At 50.1% G+C, this 23,956-nt stretch carries 21 protein-coding genes; 1 reads left to right on the top strand and 20 read right to left on the bottom strand.

All coding sequences use genetic code 11. From position 1 onward, the window contains the following. The first annotated feature begins 29 nt into the window (after positions 1–29). Positions 30–1,523, top strand: coding sequence for an MDR family MFS transporter (locus tag AC0YN0_RS07185; RefSeq protein ID WP_475820592.1), 1,494 nt, complete (start codon positions 30–32; stop codon positions 1,521–1,523). Between the two features lie 280 nt (positions 1,524–1,803). Here AC0YN0_RS07185 and pduL read toward each other — a convergent pair whose 3' ends face one another. From pduL to AC0YN0_RS07085, 20 genes are all read right to left on the bottom strand, one after another. Then, entirely contained in the window at positions 1,804–2,376 is a 573-nt protein-coding gene (pduL, locus tag AC0YN0_RS07180) for a phosphate propanoyltransferase (protein WP_475820916.1), read from the bottom strand. A 93-nt stretch (positions 2,377–2,469) separates the two neighbouring features. After that, a complete protein-coding gene (locus AC0YN0_RS07175) occupies positions 2,470–3,336 on the bottom strand; it encodes a 2-oxoacid:ferredoxin oxidoreductase subunit beta (protein ID WP_475820591.1) in 867 nt (288 codons plus the stop codon). Further along, positions 3,314–5,071: a 2-oxoacid:acceptor oxidoreductase subunit alpha gene (locus AC0YN0_RS07170; RefSeq protein ID WP_475820590.1), complete on the bottom strand. Its 1,758-nt coding sequence runs from the start codon at positions 5,069–5,071 to the stop codon at positions 3,314–3,316. Before AC0YN0_RS07170 ends, AC0YN0_RS07175 begins: the two co-directional genes overlap by 23 nt. Before the next feature lie 400 nt (positions 5,072–5,471). Beyond that, on the bottom strand, positions 5,472–6,407 hold the full coding sequence (locus AC0YN0_RS07165; RefSeq protein WP_475820589.1) for a dipeptidase: 936 nt from the start codon (positions 6,405–6,407) through the stop codon (positions 5,472–5,474). A 225-nt stretch (positions 6,408–6,632) separates the two neighbouring features. Continuing rightward, positions 6,633–6,893 carry a stage V sporulation protein S gene (locus tag AC0YN0_RS07160; RefSeq protein WP_006036664.1) on the bottom strand — a complete coding sequence of 87 codons (261 nt, stop codon included), beginning with the start codon at positions 6,891–6,893 and terminating at the stop codon, positions 6,633–6,635. A 136-nt stretch (positions 6,894–7,029) separates the two neighbouring features. Further along, positions 7,030–7,830 carry a TIGR00282 family metallophosphoesterase gene (locus AC0YN0_RS07155; RefSeq protein WP_475820588.1) on the bottom strand — a complete coding sequence of 267 codons (801 nt, stop codon included), beginning with the start codon at positions 7,828–7,830 and terminating at the stop codon, positions 7,030–7,032. Between the two features lie 90 nt (positions 7,831–7,920). Beyond that, the gene (rny, locus tag AC0YN0_RS07150) at positions 7,921–9,462 is read right to left on the bottom strand and encodes a ribonuclease Y (protein ID WP_475820587.1); all 1,542 of its coding nucleotides are present in this window, start codon (positions 9,460–9,462) and stop codon (positions 7,921–7,923) included. A 212-nt stretch (positions 9,463–9,674) separates the two neighbouring features. Beyond that, on the bottom strand, positions 9,675–10,364 hold the full coding sequence (locus tag AC0YN0_RS07145; RefSeq protein ID WP_475820586.1) for a RecX family transcriptional regulator: 690 nt from the start codon (positions 10,362–10,364) through the stop codon (positions 9,675–9,677). Positions 10,365–10,496: 132 nt separating this feature from the next. Continuing rightward, entirely contained in the window at positions 10,497–11,549 is a 1,053-nt protein-coding gene (gene recA, locus AC0YN0_RS07140; protein ID WP_442050887.1) for a recombinase RecA, read from the bottom strand. Between the two features lie 274 nt (positions 11,550–11,823). Then, the gene (locus AC0YN0_RS07135; protein WP_475820585.1) at positions 11,824–13,074 is read right to left on the bottom strand and encodes a competence/damage-inducible protein A; all 1,251 of its coding nucleotides are present in this window, start codon (positions 13,072–13,074) and stop codon (positions 11,824–11,826) included. A gap of 91 nt (positions 13,075–13,165) precedes the next feature. Then, the gene (gene pgsA / locus AC0YN0_RS07130; RefSeq protein WP_337102994.1) at positions 13,166–13,741 is read right to left on the bottom strand and encodes a CDP-diacylglycerol--glycerol-3-phosphate 3-phosphatidyltransferase; all 576 of its coding nucleotides are present in this window, start codon (positions 13,739–13,741) and stop codon (positions 13,166–13,168) included. Between the two features lie 252 nt (positions 13,742–13,993). Beyond that, positions 13,994–14,485 (bottom strand): YajQ family cyclic di-GMP-binding protein, encoded by a 492-nt coding sequence (locus AC0YN0_RS07125; RefSeq protein ID WP_442050889.1) that lies wholly within the window; start codon positions 14,483–14,485, stop codon positions 13,994–13,996. Positions 14,486–14,508: 23 nt separating this feature from the next. After that, entirely contained in the window at positions 14,509–15,435 is a 927-nt protein-coding gene (locus tag AC0YN0_RS07120; RefSeq protein ID WP_442050890.1) for a helix-turn-helix domain-containing protein, read from the bottom strand. Positions 15,436–15,460: 25 nt separating this feature from the next. Further along, positions 15,461–16,228 carry a DUF3388 domain-containing protein gene (locus tag AC0YN0_RS07115; RefSeq protein ID WP_337102997.1) on the bottom strand — a complete coding sequence of 256 codons (768 nt, stop codon included), beginning with the start codon at positions 16,226–16,228 and terminating at the stop codon, positions 15,461–15,463. A 203-nt stretch (positions 16,229–16,431) separates the two neighbouring features. Next, positions 16,432–16,683 carry a DUF3243 domain-containing protein gene (locus AC0YN0_RS07110; protein ID WP_337102998.1) on the bottom strand — a complete coding sequence of 84 codons (252 nt, stop codon included), beginning with the start codon at positions 16,681–16,683 and terminating at the stop codon, positions 16,432–16,434. 111 nt (positions 16,684–16,794) lie between these two features. Further along, positions 16,795–17,523, bottom strand: coding sequence for an elongation factor P 5-aminopentanone reductase (gene ymfI, locus AC0YN0_RS07105; RefSeq protein WP_337103030.1), 729 nt, complete (start codon positions 17,521–17,523; stop codon positions 16,795–16,797). Positions 17,524–17,537: 14 nt separating this feature from the next. Beyond that, positions 17,538–18,824, bottom strand: coding sequence for an EF-P 5-aminopentanol modification-associated protein YfmH (gene yfmH / locus AC0YN0_RS07100; RefSeq protein ID WP_442050892.1), 1,287 nt, complete (start codon positions 18,822–18,824; stop codon positions 17,538–17,540). A 4-nt stretch (positions 18,825–18,828) separates the two neighbouring features. After that, positions 18,829–20,103, bottom strand: coding sequence for an EF-P 5-aminopentanol modification-associated protein YfmF (yfmF, locus tag AC0YN0_RS07095; protein WP_475820584.1), 1,275 nt, complete (start codon positions 20,101–20,103; stop codon positions 18,829–18,831). A 172-nt stretch (positions 20,104–20,275) separates the two neighbouring features. Beyond that, positions 20,276–21,064: a spore cortex-lytic enzyme gene (gene sleB / locus AC0YN0_RS07090; protein ID WP_475820583.1), complete on the bottom strand. Its 789-nt coding sequence runs from the start codon at positions 21,062–21,064 to the stop codon at positions 20,276–20,278. A 119-nt stretch (positions 21,065–21,183) separates the two neighbouring features. Continuing rightward, positions 21,184–23,910 (bottom strand): FtsK/SpoIIIE family DNA translocase, encoded by a 2,727-nt coding sequence (locus AC0YN0_RS07085; RefSeq protein ID WP_475820582.1) that lies wholly within the window; start codon positions 23,908–23,910, stop codon positions 21,184–21,186. Positions 23,911–23,956 lie beyond the last annotated feature (46 nt).

Here is a 23,956-nt window from a genome sequence, read left to right as displayed (position 1 = left end):
CCGCAATAGAAGGATAGGAGGAAATAATAATGGCTTCTGCTTCAATCAAGCCGCAGCAGGATGGCGCTGAATTCTCGATGAAGAGTATTATCGCTCCCCTGCTCGCAATTATTGTCGGCATGTTCATGGTTATACTGGACGGCACGGCAATGAACGTTGCTCTGAAAGGGCTTATGGACGACTTCCAAAGCTCCATGACGCTCGTTCAATGGACCATTACCGGATACGCGCTTGCCCAATCAGCCGTTATCCCACTGGCAGGCTGGCTGTCTGACCGCTTCGGCGCGAAACAGATTTTCCTGCTGTCAATCATCATGTTCACACTCGGTTCCGCTTTATGCGCACTTGCTACAACGGCAGAGCAGCTAATCGTGTTCCGCATTATTCAAGGTCTCGGCGGCGGTATGGTAGCGCCAATCGCAATGGCCTTTACTTACAGGCTTAGCCCTCCGGGCAAGCAAGGCGCTGTTATGGGCATGATCGGTATCCCGATGCTGCTCGCTCCTGCTCTTGGTCCGGTCGTTGCAGGCTGGCTCGTTGATTATGCTACATGGCATTGGATCTTCCTGATTAATCTCCCGATCGGCATCATCGCTGTCATTATCGGACTTCGTACATTGCCTCGCATTGAACGTCAGAAAGTTCCGGCACTTGACTACTTAGGCATGATCTTCGCACCGCTCGCTTTCGCTTCTCTTGCATACGGCGTTAGCTCGGCCGGCGGCGGAGAAGGCGGCGCTGGCAGCGGCTGGACCTCGCCCGAGGCGCTTATCGGCATTATCGTAGGCGTAGTCGCGCTTATTATTTTCATCACCGTAGAGCTTAGACGCAGTGAACCGCTGCTTGAGCTGCGGGTATTCAAATCAAGCAACTTCACACGCGGAGTTGTGCTTCAATGGATTGTGCAGATTGCTTTGTTCGGTACGATCTTCCTTATTCCGGTCTATCTGCAAGTGGTCAAAGAATATTCCGCCTTCACGACCGGCCTTATTCTGCTTCCTCAGGCGCTCGCGGCGGGCTTATTCATGCCGATCGGCGGAAAGCTCTACGACAAGCTCGGCGCACGTCCTGTTGTTTTTTCCGGTTTGATTATCATTACGATCGCTACATTTTTACTCACGCAATTATCGGCTGACACGACTCTGATCACGCTGATGATTCCGCTTGCTTTGATCGGTGCTGGCATGGGCTTGTCGATGATGCCGCTTAATACGCATATCATCCAATCCGCTCCGAAGGAGCTTGTTAGCCGCGTTACGTCGCTGACGGCTGCTGCTCAACAAGTTATGACCTCGTTCGCTGTGGCCGGACTTTCTACACTGCTTGCGAGCCGTGCTGAGCATCATTTGGCTTCGAATCCAGGACCGGATGTATTCTACTCCGCTTATGCGGATACATTCCTCGTCTTAGGCTGCATCGGCATCCTTGGCATTCTATTCTCCATCCTGCTTCGCAAGCCGAAGCTGCAAGCGGGCGAGAATCCAAGTGATAAACCAGATGTAACGATGATGATGGGTCACTAAATACGTCTAAAAACAGAAGAAGCTGCTCTCCGCTCGCGCGGGAAGCAGCTTCTTTTCTTATGTTTTGCCTGTATAACGTACAGGCTAATGAAGCCAAATCGCTTACTAAGTGACGTTTGATTGGAAAACCTACAGTAATATCCAGCATTTTAGCCATAAGCAGCCTTCCACGGTTCATTTGACTGCACAAAATCCAATCAAACGCTGATATCGTCTTATTCCCAGCTTTTTGATTGTAAGAAATCCATTCAAATGGCTAGTACATCTCTATGACAGAAATCTATTCGATGATTTCCCCGCTATCGCCATTTGCAATGCCAGCCGCATTCGCTTCATCCGTATCGATATGCATATCGAGAGCGAATTCATCCGATACGCGGGCAATGACGTTCTCGAATACGACGCCTCGATCACCGCCGACACGAACGCGCAGCCTCTGCTTGTCCTCGATATTCCAGCGTTCCGCATCGCTCGAATGGAAGTGAATATGTCTGGCAGCTACGATAACGCCTTCTTCAATCGTCACTTCTCCTGCAGGCCCTTGAAGCTTGATGCCTGCTGATCCGGCAATATCACCAGACTCGCGGACTGGCGGCTTCACGCCTAAGGCGAAGGCGTCTGTGCGCGATACTTCAAGCTGCGTCCGCTTTCTTACCGGCCCGAGAATACGCACCTTCTCGAATTGTCCCTTCGGTCCAATCACCGCAACCGTTTCATTGGCCGCATACTGACCTGGCTGAGACAATGGCTTCATTTCCGTTAATGTATATCCAGAGCCGAACAATGCTTCGACATGCTCCTCGGATAGGTGGATATGTCTGGCAGATACGCCGATTGGCACTTGCTTATGTATCATATCGTCACACTCCCTGATCTTTAATAATTAGATTCGTTTTATTGCAAAAAATAAGCATACGGCCCGCAGACCGTATGCTCATCATACCATTTATTTAAATTCTGAGACAAGCTTTTGGAACTCATCCTGCGTAATCATCATATCTTGTTTCGCCAACGCTTCCTGCTTAAAGCCTGTAATCATATCTTCGTACGACTTGCGAGTCGTATTCTGATAGATAAGACCGGTTAGCATACCGTTCGTTTCCATAATCTTATTCATCGCTGCAACACGATTCGCCGGATCGTATTCCGGGAATTGCTCCAAGTTAACGATATTTTCTTTGAACCAGTCGTAGGTGTTGATTTTGTTGAACGTTACGCATGGGCTGAACACGTTGATTAGCGAGAAGCCTTCATGCTTAATGCCTTGCTCGATCAAGCTCGTCAACTGCTTCAGATCGCTGGAGAACGACTGCGCGACGAATGTAGCGCCGGCTGACATCGCAATCTCAAGCGGCGAAAGCGTCGTTTCAATCGAGCCCTCAGGCGTCGATTTTGTTTTGAACCCTTCCGCGCTTCGCGGCGACGTTTGACCTTTGGTCAAACCATAGATTTGGTTGTCCATTACGATATACGTGACGTTCAAGTTGCGGCGGATCGCATGAACGGTATGGCCCATGCCAATTGCGAAGCCGTCCCCGTCACCGCCAGAAGCAATAACCGTCAGCTCGCGGTTAGCAAGCTTCACGCCTTGTGCAATTGGAAGCGCGCGGCCATGAATGCCATGGAAGCCGTATGCGTTAATGTAGCCGGATATACGTCCCGAGCAGCCGATACCGGATATGACAGCCAGCTCCTCCGGCTCCAATCCGACATTGGCAGCTGCGCGCTGAATGGCAGCTTGGATCGAGAAGTCGCCGCAGCCTGGACACCAGTTCGGCTTAACATTATTTCTAAACTCTTTGAATGTTGCCATCTTCGATCAGCTCCTTACAGGCTTTGTAAATCTGTGCGGGCAGGAATGGATTGCCGTCATATTTGAGCAGGCTCTCGATCTTCTCAGCGAAGCCGGCGTGCATTTTTATTTGTGATGCAAGCTGTCCCGTCGCATTGTTCTCGATAACGACCACTTTTTTCGCGCTTTGCAGGTGCGGCAGCAGCAGTTGCGTTGGGAACGGATGGATTTGGCGAATCGTAATATGATTCGTCGTCACGCTATCGCTCGCAAGCGACATCCTAGCTTCATCAATTGTGCCGCCTGTCGAGCCCATGCCGATAATGAGCAGATCAGGCGATTGATGCGGGGCATCCACACGAATCGCATCACGAATGTACATATTATTGAGCTTGTTAAGGCGCTTATCCATCATCTTGCGGCGGTTGACCGCGCTCTCGGATGGACGGCCGACCTCATCATGCTCGACGCCCGTTACATGGTGCAAGCCGCCTTTCTCGCCTGGCAGGACGCGCGGCGAGACGCCGTCTTCTGTAAGCTCGTAGCGCTTGAACAGCTCTGGCCCCTCGAGTGCAGGCGTATCGACGGTGAGCTTTCCTCGTTTGATTTCGATTTTGCTGTAATCAAGCTGCTCACAGGATTGCTTGCCTAAAGATAATTGAAGGTCGGTCATTAGAATGACCGGCACTTGATATTGTTCAGCGACGTTGAACGCTTCAATCGTATCGTAGAAGCAGTCCTCGATCGAGGCTGGCGCAATAACGACCTTAGGAATTTCACCGTGCGTTCCGTACACCATCGCGTTCAAGTCCGATTGCTCTTGCTTCGTCGGCAAACCGGTAGACGGGCCGCCGCGCTGCGTGTTGACAATGACTAGCGGCGTCTCTGTCATGCCTGCGAGACCGATTGCTTCCATCATAAGCGCGAGGCCAGGGCCAGCGGATGCCGTCATTGTGCGAACGCCGGCATAGTTGGCGCCGATCGCCATCGTAACCGCTGCGATCTCATCCTCCGTTTGCACGACCGTACCGCCGAACTTAGGCAGCTTCTTAATTAAATACTCCATAATTTCCGATGCCGGTGTAATCGGATAGGCCGACATGAGTCGGCAGCCTGCCGCAATCGAGCCTAGGCCAATCGCTTCATTACCGATCATGAACAGCTTTTGCTTGCCGTCTGCTTCATCCAGCTTGAATGCATCTATCGGTCCGCCAGCTTCCGCAAGAACGAACTCGGCACCGCGCTTAACCGCTTCAATATTTTTTTCGACGATGGCTGCGCCCTTGCGGCCGAACTCCTCTTCTACCGCCTTATTGAATACTTCGAGCGGCAACCCGAGCAACGCCCATGAAGCGCCTGAAGCAACCATGTTCTTCATTAAGGAAGTGCCGAGCTCCTCGGCCATTGCCGTAATCGGTACCGCGAATAATCTTGCATCGATACCTTCCGGAATCGTTGGTTTGAACTTTGCATCCGCTACCACAACTCCGCCTGGACGAAGCTCTACCGCGTTCAGGTCGATACTTTCTTGGTCGAATGCAACCAATATATCCAAGTCGTCCGAAATCGCTCGAATCGGTGTTGTACTAATGCGAATTTTGTTGTTCGTATGTCCGCCTTTAATCCTTGAAGAGAAATGGCGATATCCGTATAAATAATAGCCCAATCGGTTGAGCGCCGTGGAAAAGATCCGATCTGTACTTTCGACGCCTTCCCCTTGTTGGCCCCCGATCTTCCAAGACAATTGACTGATCAAAACGCCCATCTCCTCTTTGTAGCCATTTCAGCACGTTCTAAAATGGCATGCGTGAACGATCGTCGCCGCCCTCTGACGACATCATGTTTATTCCATCGTAAAATCGAAAAATACGGATCCGGCTTGCCCAAGCGTAAACGACTGTCGCCGTCCTTTGGCGGCAACAGCTAACGTTTCGCGTTGAAATATAAGAAAGTATAAACAGCAAATTTATACTTTCTTATATTTTTAAAATGAAACGTATATCGACATGATCTAGCGATAAATGTGTATCTTCTTATAACAGTCACAACAATTTTAAAGGTCAAAGTGCCAAAATGCAAGATGTAAACGCTTATAGGGAACGATAGTTTGTTTAGATGAAATCAATACCGCAATTAGATCGTAGATGTATATTTGGTTAAGGCAGCTGCTTCAGCAAAAAATCGATCGCATTTCCGCTGAAAAACCGCTCCGTCTGCTGTTCCGTATAACGCTTTAGCAGCGTTTCCTTTAGATTAACGAGCTCTCCCGGATGAGTTAGTCCTTCGACATAGGCATCGATTCCGTCAAAATCCGAACCCAACATGATCGATCGCTCTCCGCCCAGCTCGCACATATGTTCAATATGCCGCACAACGTCGTCGATCGTTACCCGCTCCGCATGCGATACGAAATAGGGAACGAATGTTATGCCAAGCATGCCGTCTTTCTCGATAATCCGCTTAATCTGGTCATCAGACAAGTTGCGCGGGTGGTTGCATATCGTCTTTGCATTCGAATGCGAAGCGATAATCGGCCTTTTCGTCCGCTCCGCGGTATCCCAAAAGGCTTGTTCGGATAAATGAGATACATCCAGTAGGATTCCCCATTTATCGCATTCATCAACGAATTGACGCCCGAGGCCTGTCAATCCGCCGCCTCGCGGCTCCATCACGCCATCCGCTGCCCAATTCGCATTATTCCATGTCATGCCGGCCGCCCGAACGCCGAGCCTATGCAAGGTGCGCAGCATGGACATATTCCCTTGCAGGCCGTCCACTCCCTCAAGCGAGAGCAGCGCTCCGATTTTGCCCGTTGCCAGACAAGTCTCCAGATCGCTGGCGGATTGTACCCACACCATATTCTCGCATGTCAGCACCTGCTCATGAAATCGATCAATGCTTTCCAGAATCGGTTCCAGTCTTCCGCTTATTGCCCTCGGTATGTATATCGCAAACGTCTGAAGTACCGTGCCTGCTGCCTGCAGCCTTTCATATGTAACATCGAGTGCACCTGACTTGCTGCTTTGAAAGGTCAACAGCTCGTCTTCCAGCAGCTTGCAGAGCACGTCACAATGGAAATCGACAACTTTCATGAAGCACCTCACTTATAGGGACAATATGAATAATCCTATGCATTTAAGAAGAAACGCCTGACAGCGTCCTTTTCTATGACGCCATCGTTTCGTCGAAACGTATAGAGAAAGTATGAGCAAAATCATATACCTTCCTATACGTCAAAAAAACCTGTCTACGACGTAAACAGGCGAACGATTTGATCGGTCATCCAGACATTCCGCCGCCGCTTTACTATTTCGTTATTATCGTGGTTCCACGATCAGCTTAATAGCCGTTCGATCCTCGCCGTCAATAACGATGTCTGTAAAAGCCGGTATGCAGATGAGATCTACCCCGCTGGGAGCGACGAACCCGCGTGCGATAGCTACTGCTTTGATCGCTTGATTGAGCGCCCCTGCGCCGATAGCCTGCAATTCAGCGCCGCCGCGCTCTCTGAGAACACCAGCCAATGCGCCTGCAACGGAATTTGGATTGGACTTTGCTGAAACTTTTAATACATCCATGAAAAGTACCTCCCCTGGGAATGTTGGATGGATTCCACTTTTAAATAGTATTCGAGGGAGGTTAAAAAATTCCTGCTTTATTCGTCACACTTTACGAGCTATTCTGAATAGTCGCACTTTTCAAAGATTTTGAGCCTTACATAAGCAGCCATTCGTCCTCGGTCAATCGAATTTTTTGCATTTTCGTCGCCTTTCCCGTCGCATCGTCTAGCTGAACGGATACGGCATGCAAATGCCATTTGCCCTCGTCAACGACAAAACGAACAGGCATTTGGGTAATAAATTTATGAAGGACTGCGTTGCGTTCCATACCTAAAACGCCTTCTTTTGGTCCAACCATGCCTACGTCGGTTAAGTAAGCCGTGCCGCCGGGCAATATCGTATCGTCATTCGTTTGTACATGGGTATGAGTGCCGACAACAATCGAAGCTCTCCCGTCCAAATGCCAGCCCATAGCGATTTTCTCGGAGGTCGCTTCCGCATGAAAATCAACTAATATGTTGTTTGTCTTCTGGCTTGCTTGCTCTACCAGCTCATCCGCCTTGGCGAACGGACAATCGATCGGCGGCAGGAACGTTTTTCCTTGCAAATTAATGATCGCCAGCTGCTTGCCGCCCGCTTTAATGATAGCCATGCCTTGACCAGGCGCACTCTCATGGAAATTAGCCGGACGTACGAGTCTTGGCTCATCGTCGATCCATTCGAATATATCTTTATTATCCCACGTATGGTTGCCCATCGTAATGCCGTGGACACCCCATTCGAAAAATTCCTTCGCTATGTTCGCCGTAATGCCTCTGCCGGCGGCTGCATTCTCGCCATTCACAATAATAATATGCGGATTATATTTGCTTTTCAGCGCGGGCAATACCCGCTTAAGTGCGCTTCTTCCTACATTGCCTACAATATCGCCGATGAATAATACGTTCGTGCTCACTTCTAATCCACTTCCTTCTATTTGTACGCTATATGCAGAAAAGTGGCTGACGAGCAGCCACTTTTCGGTATTGCATATGTGGTTCGTTGTTTATTTCGCGTATTCGACCGCTCTTGTCTCACGAATAACGGTGACTTTAATATGCCCCGGATAATCGAGTTCGCTCTCGATTTTCTTCGTAATGTCGCGTGCAAGTCGGAACGCTTCCGTATCATCGATCTTCTCTGGCTGTACCATAACGCGCACTTCACGACCAGCTTGAATCGCGTACGACTTCTCTACGCCTTCGAACGACTCGGAGATATCTTCAAGCTTCTCCAGTCGCTTGATGTACGTCTCAAGCGTTTCACGACGCGCTCCAGGACGCGCAGCCGACAAAGCATCAGCCGCTCCAACGAGCATTGCGATAACGGAAGTTGCCTCGCAATCGCCGTGATGGGAAGCGATACTGTTAATAACAACAGGATGCTCCTTGTATTTCTTAGCAAGCTCTACGCCAATCTCAACGTGTGAGCCTTCCACTTCGTGGTCAAGCGCTTTCCCGATGTCATGCAGCAAGCCTGCGCGCTTCGCGAGCGTAATATCCTCGCCTAGCTCGGCAGCCATCAGACCCGTCAGGTAAGCAACCTCCATGGAGTGCTTCAATACGTTCTGACCATAGCTCGTCCGATATTTCAATCGGCCCAGAATCTTGATTAGATCTGGATGCAAGCCATGCACCCCAACCTCGAAAGTAGCTTGCTCTCCGTATTCACGGATACGCTCATCCACTTCTTTGCGGGATTTCTCGACCATCTCTTCGATACGGGCAGGGTGAATGCGTCCGTCAGCCACAAGTTTCTCCAAAGATGTACGAGCAATTTCACGTCTAATCGGGTCAAATCCAGACAAAATGACCGCTTCCGGTGTATCGTCGATGATGAGATCGATACCGGTCAATGTTTCCAAAGCACGGATATTGCGGCCTTCGCGCCCGATAATGCGGCCTTTCATCTCTTCATTAGGCAATGTTACGACAGATACCGTCGTCTCTGCCACATGATCCGCCGCACAGCGTTGAATAGCTAGGGAAATAATGTCGCGCGCTTTTTTGTCCGCTTCTTCCTTCGCTTGCTGCTCGATCTCTTTAATCATTTGTGCTGTCTCATGTCGTACTTCCTGTTCAACATTCGACAAAATAATTGATTTCGCATCTTCCATCGTCAGACTCGATATACGCTCAAGTTCACTGAGCTGCTGCTTATAAATGGAGTCGATCTGCTCCTGCGTTTCTTCGATCCGCTTCTCTTTGTTGGCTACAGATTCTTCTTTGCGTTCTAGCGCTTCTATTTTCTTATCCAACGACTCCTCTTTTTGGAGCAAACGTCGTTCTTGACGTTGAGCCTCATTGCGTCGTTCACGAATGTCTCTCTCGGCTTCCGAACGGAGCTTGTGGACTTCGTCTTTTGCCTCAAGTACGGTTTCCTTTTTCTGTGCCTCCGCTTCCTTCTTCGCGTTTTCCACGATTTGGACTGCGGCTTGCTCGGCACTCGAAATTTTAGCCTCTGCAATCGACTTTCGAATAAAATAACCAATCACAAAGAATATTGCGCCAACAAAGAGACAGATCAAGATCCAAATTGCATAATGCATCTTGTTCACCTCCTTGTTGCACACCAAGCTTTCGCTTGGGATGATATTAGGTTTTCAATCGGTTTCCAAACCGTTTCTCATCTACCATTTTGACGAAAATAATCGTTTCGAATCAACTTTTGGAAGGAAAATTGATTCAAATAGAAGGAATACATCCTCATTTTATCGTTTCGTAAAATCAATTGTCAAGCGAAAACGGCTTACAGCTTCCTTTAGTACTCCTCATCCATGTCGAAAGCATCCTCATCTTCATCACTATCAACTGACTTCACGGCTTCTCTAGCGATGTCGCTCGGGAATCCGCGCCTCAGCAAAAAGACAATCAGCTTCTGTTTTCTTTCCTTCGGCGTGCCTTTGAGAGAACGCCATTTCTTTCCAGCAGCTGCAGTTGCGGATGCTAACTCCGCTTCTCCATTCAGCGTACGCAGCGCTTCTCCGGCCAGCTCTTGCGAGATGCCATGCTGCTGCAGCTCCTGCTTAATCCAATGCCTGCCTTTTAGACCGCTCTTCAACCGCTGAGCGGCGAATTGAAGCGCATATTGTTCATCATCCACAATATGCTCGCTTTCTAAACGGTCGAGCGCATAACGAATATTCATTTCCTCGAATTGCTTCCTTAATAAATACTGCTCGATCTGCTTTCTCGTCCTCGGCTTTGAGCCCAAGTAATAAACCGCCAATGCATAAGCGCGATATCGCTCGTCCTCCGTTCTTATCTCTTCCAGCTCCGACTCGGAAAGCAATCGGCCCTTCATAAGACTGAACTTTATTAGGATATCCTCATGAACGCTTAATAACGGCTCCTCTGATCCTGCGAACAGCTGGTATCTCCGTCGTTCCTTCTTGTCTTGCTTAACGGATATAATCATCCATCCATCTTCATCCGAATGCTGCTCAACCACTGTGCTGACGACCTCCCGACAAGCTGACGTTACTGCCGTTAGGCGGTTAAGTCGCTTTTAAACGAAGCTTCGCCGCCCCTTACGGGACGGCGAAGCGACATTAGCTATAAGTTCATACTGCCTGTTGCAGCTCTATTCCAGATCTTCGAATTCGTCTTCTTCTTGCGGCTCTTGGTTAAAGTTCGCTTGCTGCGCCGTAGCCGATAGATTGCTCTCATCACGAATCTTCTTCTCGATGACAGCAGAAATGTCCTTATGGTCCTTCAAATATTGCTTCGCGTTCTCGCGGCCTTGTCCAAGACGCTCGCCTTCATAAGAGAACCAAGCACCGCTCTTCTGAACGATATCCATCTCAACGCCGATATCGATCAATGAGCCTTCCTTCGAGATGCCCTCTCCGTACATAATATCGATCTCTGCTTGCTTGAACGGAGGTGCAACTTTGTTCTTCACGACCTTGATACGCGTACGGTTACCGACCATATCATTACCTTGCTTAAGCGTTTCAACGCGGCGTACATCAAGACGTACGCTGGAGTAGAACTTCAGTGCGCGTCCGCCCGGCGTTGTCTCCGGATTGCCGAACATAACGCCAACCTTCTCACGAAGTTGGTTAATGAAGATCGCAATCGTTTTCGACTTCGAAATCGCGCCGGACAGCTTACGTAGCGCTTGCGACATCAAACGTGCCTGAAGACCAACGTGCGAATCGCCCATGTCGCCTTCGATCTCAGCCTTTGGAACAAGTGCGGCAACGGAGTCAATGACGATAACGTCAACTGCGCCGCTACGTACAAGCGCTTCAGCGATCTCGAGTGCTTGCTCGCCTGTATCCGGCTGGGAGAGCAACAGCTCATCAATGTTAACACCGAGCTTGCTAGCATAGAGCGGATCAAGTGCATGCTCCGCATCGATGAATGCAGCTTGTCCGCCAATACGTTGTACTTCTGCAATAGCATGAAGAGCAACTGTCGTCTTACCGGACGATTCCGGTCCATATACTTCAATAACACGACCACGAGGTAAGCCCCCGATTCCAAGCGCAATATCTAGAGCAAGCGAACCGCTAGGAACGGTCTCTACTTGCATGTGTGTAGATTCACCTAATTTCATGATAGAACCCTTACCAAATTGTTTCTCGATTTGGCGTAAAGCCATCTCTAACGCAGCGCGACGGTCCGACAAGAAACTCACATCCTTCATCGTTTATAATTGTATGATACCTTACTTATGACTGCTTGCCAAGCATTTTTTTCGAACATACATTCGCTTTTTTTCTAGATGCGCATGCCAGAGGACAATAAAAAAACCGCAGCAAAGTATTCTTCGCCACGGTTCTTCCGATAACTACTTCCGATTATAGATCTGCCTTCGACAAAAGACAAGCTTTTTTTCAGCATCAGTGTTTGCCAGTAAAAAAGATCGGCTACTTAGCTTCCTCGTTACAACCCGTACCCGATCACTTCTCCCGAAGAGCCTGCCAGAGCCGGTACATCGCAGCTTTCACCGCTCTTAAGCGTATCATCGCCCGATCTCCGCTTAGGTTCGTCGTGTGCACGAGCGTGTCCTTGCCCCGCTCCGCGATCGCGAAGTAAACAAGGCCAACCGGCTTGCCCTCCGACTCGGAAGGTCCTGCAACGCCGGTCAGCGAGACGCCGAAGTCGGCATCGGCTAACTGTCTGACGCGCTCAGCCATGAGAGCGGCTGTCGACTCGCTGATCGCCCCGGGAGCGCCGTCTCCTTCGAGCTGCGACATCGGAATGCCGAGCAGCCGATGTTTCATCTCGTTCGTATAGGTTACGACACCCCCCACGAACTCGCCACTGCTGCCAGGAACGTTCGTAACGAGCTCCGCGAACAATCCCCCGCTACAGCTCTCCGCGCTTGCCAGCTTGCGCCGCGAGCCTCTCAGGAGCTGTACGATAGCCTCCTCCAGCGGGATGTCATCCTGCGCATACAAATGCTCTCCGATTCTAGCTTTAATCTGATCGACGATATCGTCGATCTTCCGCTCTGCTTCAGCAAGCGTTGCCGCCTTCGTGGACACGCGTACCGCCACTTCGCCTTCCTTCGCATAAGGGGCGATAGTCGGATCGCTTTGCGCCTCAATGAGGTCGATAAGCTTCGCTTCGAGATTCGACTCGCCAATGCCCGCGAACTTTAGCTGGCGCGAATATAGCGGCTGCTCATCAATCAGCTTCGTTCGAAGCCACGCCTCGCCAGGACCATCAATCATCGGTTTCATCTCTTTAGGAGGGCCAGGCAGCAGCAAATAGAGCGTACCGTCTACGTCCAGACCATTGCCGACCGCAAGGCCGGCGCTATTGTCAATCGCATCGCTGCCCTCGATCATATTCGCTTGGCGGCGGTTGCTCTCGACCATATGCAATCCCCGTGAACCGAACAGCTGCTCAATGCGCTCCATGGATGAGGAGTGGAGATATAGTCCTCTTCCCAAGTAGTCGGCCAGCACATCCTTCGTCAGATCGTCTAGCGTCGGACCAAGTCCCCCTGTGAAGACAAGCAGATCTGCGCGCGCGCGTCCAATTTCGATTGCTTTCCTTAATCTTGCGGCATTGTCGCCAACGACCGTTTGATAATATACGTCGATGCCAAGCGAAGCAAGCTTTTGCGATAAATACTGCGCATTCGTATTTACAATTTGGCCAAGCAGCAGTTCTGTGCCGACCGCAATAATTTCTGCCTTCATCCGCAGCCTCTCCTTTGCTACATGCGTGAGCGTTCTAATATCCTACTATATGCAAAAGCACCCTTCCTTTAATCGGAAAGATGCTTATCGGCTATTCTACGGGAATTAATTTCTTATTCTTCACGAAGTAATCAACGCCAGAGTATACCGTTATCGCTGCTGCTATCCAGCTCGCAATGACATCGAATGGAAAATCGATGAAGGCGAATGGGAAGTTGTTAATAAGCAGCGCAATAATCATCGTAATCTGAATGGCTGTCTTCCATTTGCCCCATTTGCTGGCCGCCATTACCGAACCTTCGAGCAAAGCGACTTGACGCAAGCCCGTCACGGCAAATTCACGGCTAATGATAATGATCGCAATCAATGCGCTCAACTTGTCCATTTCAACGAGCGAGATAAGTACGGCTGCCACAAGCAGCTTGTCTGCGAGCGGATCGAGCAGCTTGCCTAGATTGGTGACGATCTTGTTCTTGCGGGCAATATAACCATCAAGACCATCCGTGCTCGCCGCCACTATGAAAATAAGCGCCGCAACGATTTGATTGTATGTAATGGTGAAGTCGGCTATTGTTAGCGACCCTAGATCAACTTTCATAAGCAAAAACAACATAATAACTGGTACCAAAAAAATTCTGGCAAGCGTTATGCGGTTCGCCAGATTCATGCAATTACCTCCCCGGACATGTCAAACTCATAGGTGTGCGTAACACGTACCTTATGGATCGAACCAATTTCATGCAGCTTTCAAATACTTCGAGTTCAAGTATAATACATGGTTTTCTATGTGTCAAAAACAGCCAATGCAGTTTCTTGCATCTGATAGTATGTAAAAAAACTGCAAAACCCCGCTTTGCGAACGATCGACAAAGCGAGGCTCAAGGCGGCTATGTAACATTGTGCAGCTCTAGATGCAAAGTTATCGATAATTCATGAATTGCAGCTCAATCGGCAATTCCGCTCCGCGCAAAAGCGCCATAACCGCTTGAAGATCGTCGCGGCTCTTGCCCGTCACCCGAATTTGATCGCCTTGAATTTGGCTTTTTACTTTAAGCTTCGAATCGCGAATCAAAATATTGATTTTTTTGGCGACATCCTGCTCGATGCCTTGTCTTAACTTAATCTTTTGGCGGACCGTACCGGCCGAGGCGCCTTCGATTTTGCCGTAATCCATATTTTTGATCGGGACGCCGCGCTTAACCATCTTGGACAACAAGATGTCAATAACTGCTTTCAGCTTATAATCATCATCGGATCCGATAACAAGCTCTTCTTTCTCGAGCGCGATACTGCTCTTGCTGCCCTTGAAGTCGAACCTCGTCTCGATCTCTTTCTCGGCTTGCGATATCGCATTAACAAGCTCCGCCATATCAACCTTTGATACAATGTCAAATGAACTTTCTGAACTCAACCACAATCTCTCCTCTCGTACTTCTATTCAGATGTTACGGAGTCCGGCTCGTTGCCCGCTCCGCCAGTTTCTCCTGTATCGCTCGTATCGGTCGGCTGTCCCGCTGATACGATCGGATTAATGAGCAGCTTCTTCGATCCGGCACGGTCGCCGTCAGGAACAGGCACGCCGTCAACCGTAATTTCCGTGAGGTCAGCCCGGCCGACATTCACATACAAAGTTTGCGTTAGATCGTGCGTCTCAACCGTCCCGTCATCCGCATTGGCCGAATACAGCTTTTCGCCACCTGCGCCGCCTACGCGAATCTCGAGCCAGCTCTTGCCGCCGCTAACCTTAATCTCCAACTTATGCGTTCCCTCAGGACCGATATCATATTTATCCGCTTTGCCGACTTTACTCGCGAAAGTAACCGTCGTCGGAACCTGAGTCGGTTCCGGTGTTGCAGATGGCACCGGATTGTCCGTGCTTGTGCCGTTTCCTTCATTATTGTCCGTTGGAGGCTGCGAAGCATCGGTAATCGGCGTCTTCTGATCGAGCTTGTCTGCCGGATTAGGGTCACGATTAATGACAAACATCCACACCACAACAAAAATAAGGATTAGAAAACACCACATCATTACGTTAAAGCCGATTTTCCCCATACGCTCCGACGATTGCGACTTCACTCTGCGAGGCGCCCGTACAGGAATCGGTTCCGCGGATTGTTCCTTCTGGGCTGCAGGCACCTCATGCTGATAGAGCCGCAGCACTTCGTCGGGATCAAGCCCGACCGCTTCGGAGTAGTTTTTCACGAATGCCCTTACGTAGAAGCTGCCTGGCAGAATGCTATGATCTCCGCTTTCAATCGCTTCCAAATACCGTTTACGAATCTTCGTAGTCTCTTGAATATCATCCAACGACAACCCTCGCTGCTCCCTCGCTTTGCGAAGCAACGCGCCCAAATCAGACATTGAAATACCTCCTTCCTACCCTGCTTTAGAAGTCGTCTGTATAATTTGCGGTAAATTTCTCATAAGAAATCTCTTCATCAGGAGAATTGCGCAGTTCAACAATAATATCGAAGTGGCTGTAATCGTAATGGGACTCCTTAATGAAAATGTCCGGATGCTCAATGACCTTCGTCGAAGGCATGGCCATAATCTCTTGAAGCAGCGCATGATGCTTCTCGTTGGAACGGATCGTGCTTACGATACCATCGATGATATAAATATTGTTTGGCCCCATCTCGTCCTCAGACAACTGGCTGCGAACCGTCTGCCTAAGCAGCGTCGAGGATACGAAGGTCCAACGTTTATTGGAACATACGCTGCCCGCAATGATCGATTCGGTCTTGCCGACACGCGGCATGCCGCGCAGCCCGATCACTTGATTGCCGTCGCGCTTGAACACTTCGCCAAGGAAATCAACCAATATGCCGAGCTCGTCTCTCGTGAATCGGAACGTCTTGCGGTCGTCGGAATCTCGCTCGATATATCTACCGTGACGAACGGCCAATATATCGACAATCGTAGGCGTTCTAAGCTTGTTGACCGTAATGTTGTCAACCTTCTGCAGCATTTTGCCTAGCAGCTCGATCTTCTCATCGTCGTCCGTCTGCAGCAGCATGCCGCGCGTACGATCCTCGACGCCGTTAATCGTCATAATGTTTACTTCGAGCATCCCGAGCAAGGAAGCGATGTCTCCGAGCAAGCCCGGACGGTTTTTATGTATTTTGTACTCCATATACCACTGTTTTTTTTCCATTGCCTGCTGTCACCGTCCTAAATTTGAACATAATCGTAATGGTTGTGCGGAAAATTATACGTCATAAAGCATTATTCTACAATTTTCATCACAATCCTGCAACCTCACATGAAACATTGCAGAAAAGCCTCCATTTCGGAGGCTCCTCTGCTGTTTCACATTGATTGCGACGATTACGGCTGTTTAGGACACAGCCTGCGGTTCTAAGATTCCTGGACGAGCTTCACCATCAAGCAAGAGAGCGTTTTGCGCTCTGCTTCATCGCCGGCATCCCAAAGCTGCTTCAGAAGACGTTCTTCCTCGTTCTTTGGATCGACCTTCTCATCCAAGAATGAACCGATCTCGAATGCTAAGCTCGCAATCGTCTCCTCGGTCATCCCCATCTTCTTAGCTTGCGATACGCGATCAGCCAAGAAATGCTTCCATGTAGCAAAGTTAGTTAGGACGGTTGACATGACTCTTCGCCTCCTGTGGGTGTGGAAAAGAATAAGCAACAGTCCTTATGATGCGATATTGTGGTCTTGATTATTCAACAAACGGGCATTGCACAACATTGGATGCTTGTCCTACGTATGCCATCCGCCGTTCGGGCTAATAATTTGCCCTGTTATATACGATGATTCCGGCAACGATAAGAAGTAGACGAGCGATGCAATCTCTTCGGGCGACCCGAATCGTCCGACCGGAATTTCCTGCTGCAGCGCAGCCTTCTCTTCCTCGTTGAAGCTGTCCATCATGACCGTATCAACTGCGCCTGGCGCAACCGCGTTCACCGTCACCCCAGAGGGCGCCAGCTCCTTAGCCAGCGCCTTCGTGAATGCATTCATGCCGCCCTTGGTCGTCGAGTACAGAACCTCGCAGGAGGCGCCTGAGATGCCCCAAATGGACGACACGTTAATAATGCGGCCGAAACGCTCCGCAATCATATGAGGCATGAATAGCTGCGAGCAGAGAAACATGCCTTTCAAATTAACAGCCATGACGTCGTCCCAGTCTTGCTCGGTGACGTCCATTAACATGCCGTAATGCGATATGCCTCCGTTATTAACCAAAATATCAGGCAGCATATGATGGCTTTTCAGCTTGTCGCGCATCCGCTCAAGCTGTTCTTTGGAGCGCAGGTCGGCGGAGATGGTCAATACATTTGCGCCTAGCGCCATGCATGTGCGAGCCGTTTCGTTAGCTGCTTCATGCGAATGCAAATAATGAATGACAATGTTGACGCCCTCCGCGGCGAATCGTTTGGCGATGGCCGCCCCGATGCCGCGGCTTCCCCCGGTAATCAAAACCGTCATTTGCTGCAATGTCTTCACTCCGCAGGCGATTGTACGATCGACACGGACATTTGATTAAAGTCGAAATGCCCGCGAAGACGTTCATTAATTTGATCTAATGTGCAGCTTTCGTAGAATGCCAGCACATCGAACATATCGCTGTCGCGGAAGCGGTATCTCGTAAACTCGCCGGCAATCGCTTCTGGGGAATTAAGCATCCGGAGATATCCGCCGATTTTTTTGCGCTTGGATCGCTCGAACGCCGCAGGCTCGATACCGGACTCCAATAGCGCTTCCACTGCTTGCTTAATCTGAGCGATCAGCTCATCCGGCTTCGGCGTATCGCCGCCGACAACCGAGAAAGAATAACCGCTGCTTGAATTGAATTCATGGCCGAAGGAATCGGAGATCAAGTCTTGCTCATACAGGCTCTGATAGAGCTTCGAGCTTGGGCCGATCAGCGCGTCAAGCATAAGCTTCGTTTCGACCTCTTGACGGAGCAGCGCTTCGCCTTCGAGACCAACCTCCTTCTCCTTAAAGCCGATCATCACTTTCGGAAGCGATACAGGAAGCTCGGATACTTTACGCGTTATTTTGACCGAAGAAGGCTCATCGTCAAAGAAGCGCCGTATTTCGCCTTGCGGTCTGAACGTCTTGCTGTTTTGGTTAGCTCGCACGAGATCAAACACTTCATCGGCCTTGACGCCGCCAACCACGAACAGCAGCATGTTGGACGGGTGATAAAACGTTTCGTAACAGCGATACAGCGTTTCCTTGTCGATCTGGTAGATGGACTCGACCGTGCCGGCAATATCGATATGCACGGGATGATTGTGGTACAAGGCGTCAATCAAGCCGAAGTATACGCGCCAGTCGGCGTTATCCCTGTACATATTGATTTCCTGCTCGATGATGCCTTTTTCCTTATCGACATTCGTATCAGTGAAATAAGGATTTTGGACAAAATTAATGAGCGTCTCCAGATTGGCATTAATCTGTTCGGTCGCGGAGAACAAATAGACGGTACGGTCGAAGCTCGTAAAGGCGTTCGCCGAAGCGCCCTGTGCGGCGAATACGGCGAAGATGTCGCCGGTCGGCTCTTCGAACATTTTGTGCTCCAGGAAGTGCGCAATGCCGTCCGGTACTTTCACAGGTTCTTCGGTGCCAACCGCAAAGTTGTTGTCGATCGAGCCGTATTTCGTGGAGAAGGTGGCATACGTCTTCTGGAAGCCTTCCTTCGGCAACACAATCACTTCCAGGCCGTTATCCAATATTTCGCGATAAAGCGTCTCCTGTACATTCGGATAGTTCAACGTTTCCACGCTATTATGCCTCCTTTCGATCGCGCAAGAAGTAGACGGTATCGAGCTGCACACGGTTCGCTACGCGCACGATGTCCTCAGCCGTAACCGCTTGAACCTGCTCCAGCAGTTGCTTCGCGCTGCGTTCATTGCCTGTCAGCACACCGTTGAAGTCGTAAGCGATCATTTCGTAAGCCGAGTCTTGCAATTCCCGCAAATGATTCGCAATCATCGCTTTCGTCTGATCGAGCTCCAGCTCTGAAATTTGGCCTTGGCGCAGCGATTCAAGCTGTTCCTTTATTATGGTAACGGCTTTTTCGTAGTTTTTGATTTCGATGCCGGACTGAATCGTGCAAATGCCCTTATGACCATCGAGACGGGAAGCTGCGTAATAGGCAAGACTTTCTTTCTCACGCACGTTAAGGAACAACTTCGAATGCGGGTAGCCGCCAAGAATCCCGTTATACATAAGCGCTGCAGGATAATCGTCGTCTGCGTAGCCTACGCCTGTGCGAAGACCCATATTAAGCTTGCCTTGGTTAACGTCCATTTTGTCGATGACAGTCTTAACTTCGCTTACTTGATGCTTAACATCCGGCAAGCTATAGCCTGCAGGTGTGCCAGGCTTCAACTGAAATGCCTTTGCGACAAGCTGAGTCACTTCCTCCAGTGTCGTATCGCCTACGACATACAAATCAAGCGCTGCTTGCTCCAGCCAGTGCTCATAGCGTTCGAAGAGCGATGTCGGCGTGATCTCGTTAATCTCCTCAAGCTTACCGAGCGGATGAAGCCTATAAGGCTCATCCTTGCACATTTCCTCGAGACAGCGCTCAGCCGCATAACGAATCTTGTCGTTGACGATCGACTCGAGCCGCTTGCGAAGGGTCTCCTTCTCGGCATCCACATATTTGGCTCTGAACGCCTCCTTCTCCTTCGCAGGATCAGTGAACACTTCGCCAAGGAATGTGATCGATTCGTCCAGAAGCGGAACGTCGCTCGAGACAAATTGATCGTTAATCACATCGAGACGGAATTGCACGATCTGTGCATCGCCTCGCTTATATACATCAAAACCGAAGCCTGCGCCATACAAGTCGTCAAGCCGTTCACGGAACGCAATCGTTTCCGGCGTGCTTGCTGTGCCTCTGCGCAGCACGAACGGAATAAGAGCTACAGGCGTTACGTTATCTTCCTCAAGCGGAAGTCCTGCAAATAACGATATGGCAAACGTCTTGAATCGTTTCGTCGGCAATACATGAAGCCGAATACGCTCCAACTGCCCTCTCTCGAATTGGGTCACTAAAGGTTAGCTCCTTTCGCTCTTACAGTTATGTAAACACGTAGACCGATTTTAAACATAATCTATTCCAAATGACCATCTGCTATACCATTCTACCCTATAAGAAATGGAAGAAGCAACCGACGCTGCGCATGGCAGTAGCGGCTGCTTCCTCTCTTTGTTGCGATGTAGATTACATGCAAAATATGTGTTTGCCAATCGTCTTGATCTGCGTTCGCGTCCATATCCATTTCGATGTCGCCGTGACCGGATTGAAGTAGTAGAGACAACCGCCGGATGGGTCCCAGCCGTTAATCGCATCCTCTACTGCATCTTTGGCACGTTCGTTCGGCGTTAAGTAAATTTGGCCGTCTGCAACTGCGGTGAAAGCGCCAGGTTGGAATATGACGCCGTAGATCGTATTCGGAAAGCTCTCCGATTTCAGACGATTCAAGATGACAGCCGCAACCGCAACTTGGCCTTCATAAGGCTCGCCGCGCGCTTCTCCATATACGGCATTCGCCATAATCTTCAGATCGTTGTCGGTCAAGCCAAGCCGATTCGATTGACCGATCGAAGTAGAATCGCCGGTTGCCGTCTCTTTGCTTGCCCCGCTGCCGCTGCCGCCGCCTGTCGAAGGCGAATCAGAAGCGGTCGGCTTCCACGACTTGGTTGCTTCCCAGAGCTTCAGCTTCGTCTTGCTGCCTACGACCCCGTCTGACTTAAGTCCGAATTTCCATTGAAACCACGTTACTGCATTTTTGGTCGTTGTACCGAATTGCCCGTCGATCTTGCCGTTATAATAGCCCAAATATTTCAATCGACCTTGCAACTCGTATACATCCGAGCCTGAGGAGCCAACCTTGAGTATTGCGCTGCTAAATGTTTCGGCTGCTTCATTCGAATAGCTTCGCAGCAAGGAGAAGGTGCCGAACAAGATCAGCACAATGACCGAGGTCACCACAATCAAACGGTTTTTCATGAAGGGATCTGCCTTTCTCTTGCAAGTTAGTTCGCTGAAGTGAGCGTTACCTAACCTTATTATGAGAAAGTAATCCTGCTTCTATGCACCTCTGCCAGCTTATCCAATACAAGGGCAGCTTATGAGCCTGTCTTGCCCGCTTGGAATTGCTCCATCGTCATTAACACTTCACGCGGCTTGCTGCCTTCATAAGGTCCGACGATCGACTTCGCTTCCATCTGATCGATTAGCCTTGCAGCTCTCGTATAGCCGATTCGCATCCGTCGCTGCAGCAGCGAAACGGAAGCTTGCTTCGCTTCCAATACGATTTGCACGGCTTGATCGTACAGCTCGTCGAGCTGCATGTCATCGCCGGATGTGTCGTCATCGATCTCGGGAACGAGGTCTTCCTTGTACTCCGCTTCTGCTTGTCCTCTGGCGTAATTGACAAGCACCTCGACCTCCTGGTCGGAAAGGAAAGCGCCTTGCACGCGTATCGGCTTCGACATGCCGACTGGCAAGAACAACATGTCGCCGCGTCCAAGCAGCTTCTCCGCGCCGACCATATCGAGGATGGTACGCGAATCCACCTGCGAAGAAACGCCGAATGCGATACGGGAAGGTATATTCGCCTTTATGACGCCGGTAATGACATCAACTGAAGGCCTTTGCGTCGCAATAATCAAGTGGATGCCGGCAGCGCGCGCCATCTGAGCAAGACGCGCGATTGAATCCTCTACATCATTCGCTGCAACCATCATTAAATCAGCTAACTCGTCTACGATAACGACTATGTACGGCAATACGGCGGACGGGTTGTCCGCCACTAAGTTGTTGTAACCTTCGATATTGCGCGTCGCTGACTTGGAGAATAGCTCATATCGCTTCTCCATCTCAACAACAATCTTCTTAAGCGCCAGCGAAGCTCTGCGCGGATCGGTAACGACTGGCGCAAGCAAATGCGGAATCCCATTGTACACGTTAAGCTCAACCATCTTAGGGTCAATCATAAGAAACTTCACTTCGTCCGGCGTTGCTTTGTACAAGATGCTCGTAATGATGCCATTGATACATACGGACTTGCCTGATCCCGTTGCCCCTGCAACGAGCAGATGGGGCATCTTCGCCAAGTTGCCGATGATAGGCTGTCCAGATATATCACGTCCGAATGCAATGGATAGTCTTGAAGTTGCATTTTGGAACGGGACGGTCTCCATGACCTCGCGCATCGTTACGACCGACACTTCCATATTCGGCACTTCAATTCCGATTGCCGACTTGCCGGGAATCGGCGCCTCCATCCGAATATCCTTAGCTGCAAGAGCAAGCGCAATGTCATCCGTCAAGCTTACGATACGACTTACCTTCACGCCTGTAGCAGGCTGCACCTCGTAGCGTGTTACAGCTGGTCCGCGAACTACGTCAAGCACGGTTGCTTTGACACCGAAGCTTTCCAGCGTCGCCTCCAGCTTGCGCTTCGAATCGTATTTATCGGTAGCATCGGCTCCCTTGCCTATGGAGCTTGGCTTTGTCAGCAGCGAGAATGGCGGCAGCAAGTATGGCTTCTCTACCGGTCTTTCCTCCGCTATCGGTCTGCGGGGCGCATGCTCATCGCCGCTCACAGATACAACAAGTGCTTCCGATGTTTCGACCGAACCTACACTCGTACTTGCGCCTATAACATCGCTAGGAACAGCTGCTCCCTCTCGAAGCATAACATCGTCTTCATCCGCGTCATCGCTTGAATCTGCACTTCCATTAGGCTGCTGCCAAGGCAGCGGCTCTTCAACTGCCTGCGGCCATTCGCCGCGGCCAGCCTCTTCATGACGTTCAGGTTCAGACTCGATTACGACTGGAGTATGATTAATCGTTTCGCTTTGCTCCCAAGGAGCAAGGTCGGCATCCGGCACTACTGCTTCTCCCGCTTCGCCGGACTTCTCCCATGGCTGCTCGTTATTGTCCGATTGCCAAGACGGCTTACTCCCGGAAAGACGTGTATCGTCATCCGGCTCGAAGATCCATTCGTCCGATGACTCATCCTTATCGACATGCGCCTCTTGTGATTGTTCTTGCCTCCATGAGAAGAACAAAGATTTTTTCTTCTTCGGCTTCACGATTTCATAATCAGCGTATTCATCATCGTCATCAATCGTCTGATCGTCACCACCGTTCGCGGCGACCGGACCGTTAGCTGCAACTGCTGCCGCGCGGAGCGAGGATCGTTTTGCCCATTTGGCCATTAGCAGCTTAATCATGTTGCCTGCCCGTTTCTGAATAATGCGGCCAAGCTCGACATACGATTTGCCGGTCATCAGCATGATCGAGATCGCGAACATGACGAGCAGGATAAGCACAGATCCGTAGTAACCGAATAATGAGAACAGCATCGAATATTGCAGTGCCCCGACATACCCGCCGCTAATTGCCCTATCTTTAATTGGTGCATCGGGATCAGCCGCAACCTCAGCATCGGGAGCCGATAGCAATCCCATTCGGATATCCGTACTTAATTGAGTCAAAATAAGACTTCCTGACAGCTCCGTCGTCGGGCGAAGCTTCTTATCGATCTCCGTTACCGAGCTCCACAAGGTCAATGCCAACACCAATATAAACAAACCCGTCTTCCGATTCGACCATCCTTTCGGCCATATCCGTTTCACCATCACGTATAGACCGACGTATATGCCGATTAGAGCAAGCACGAAATAGAACTTGCCAAGTATAAGTCCGAATAGCTTAGATAATGATCGCCCGACAGTTGCTTCGCCTGACAACGCGATGATGGAAATCGTTATAAGCAAAATGCCGTAAACCTCATATTTTAGTTGAGCTGCTATCGATTTTTTACGTTTTCTTCTCTTAGCCAATTCCGTCACCTCTAGTAAAACATTATACCATAGGTGGGGAAATGTT

The sequence above is a fragment of the Paenibacillus sp. J22P218 genome, assembly GCF_056269195.1.
The sequence above is the reverse complement of the archived record's forward strand: the minus strand, read 5'-3'. Positions and strand labels throughout refer to the sequence as shown.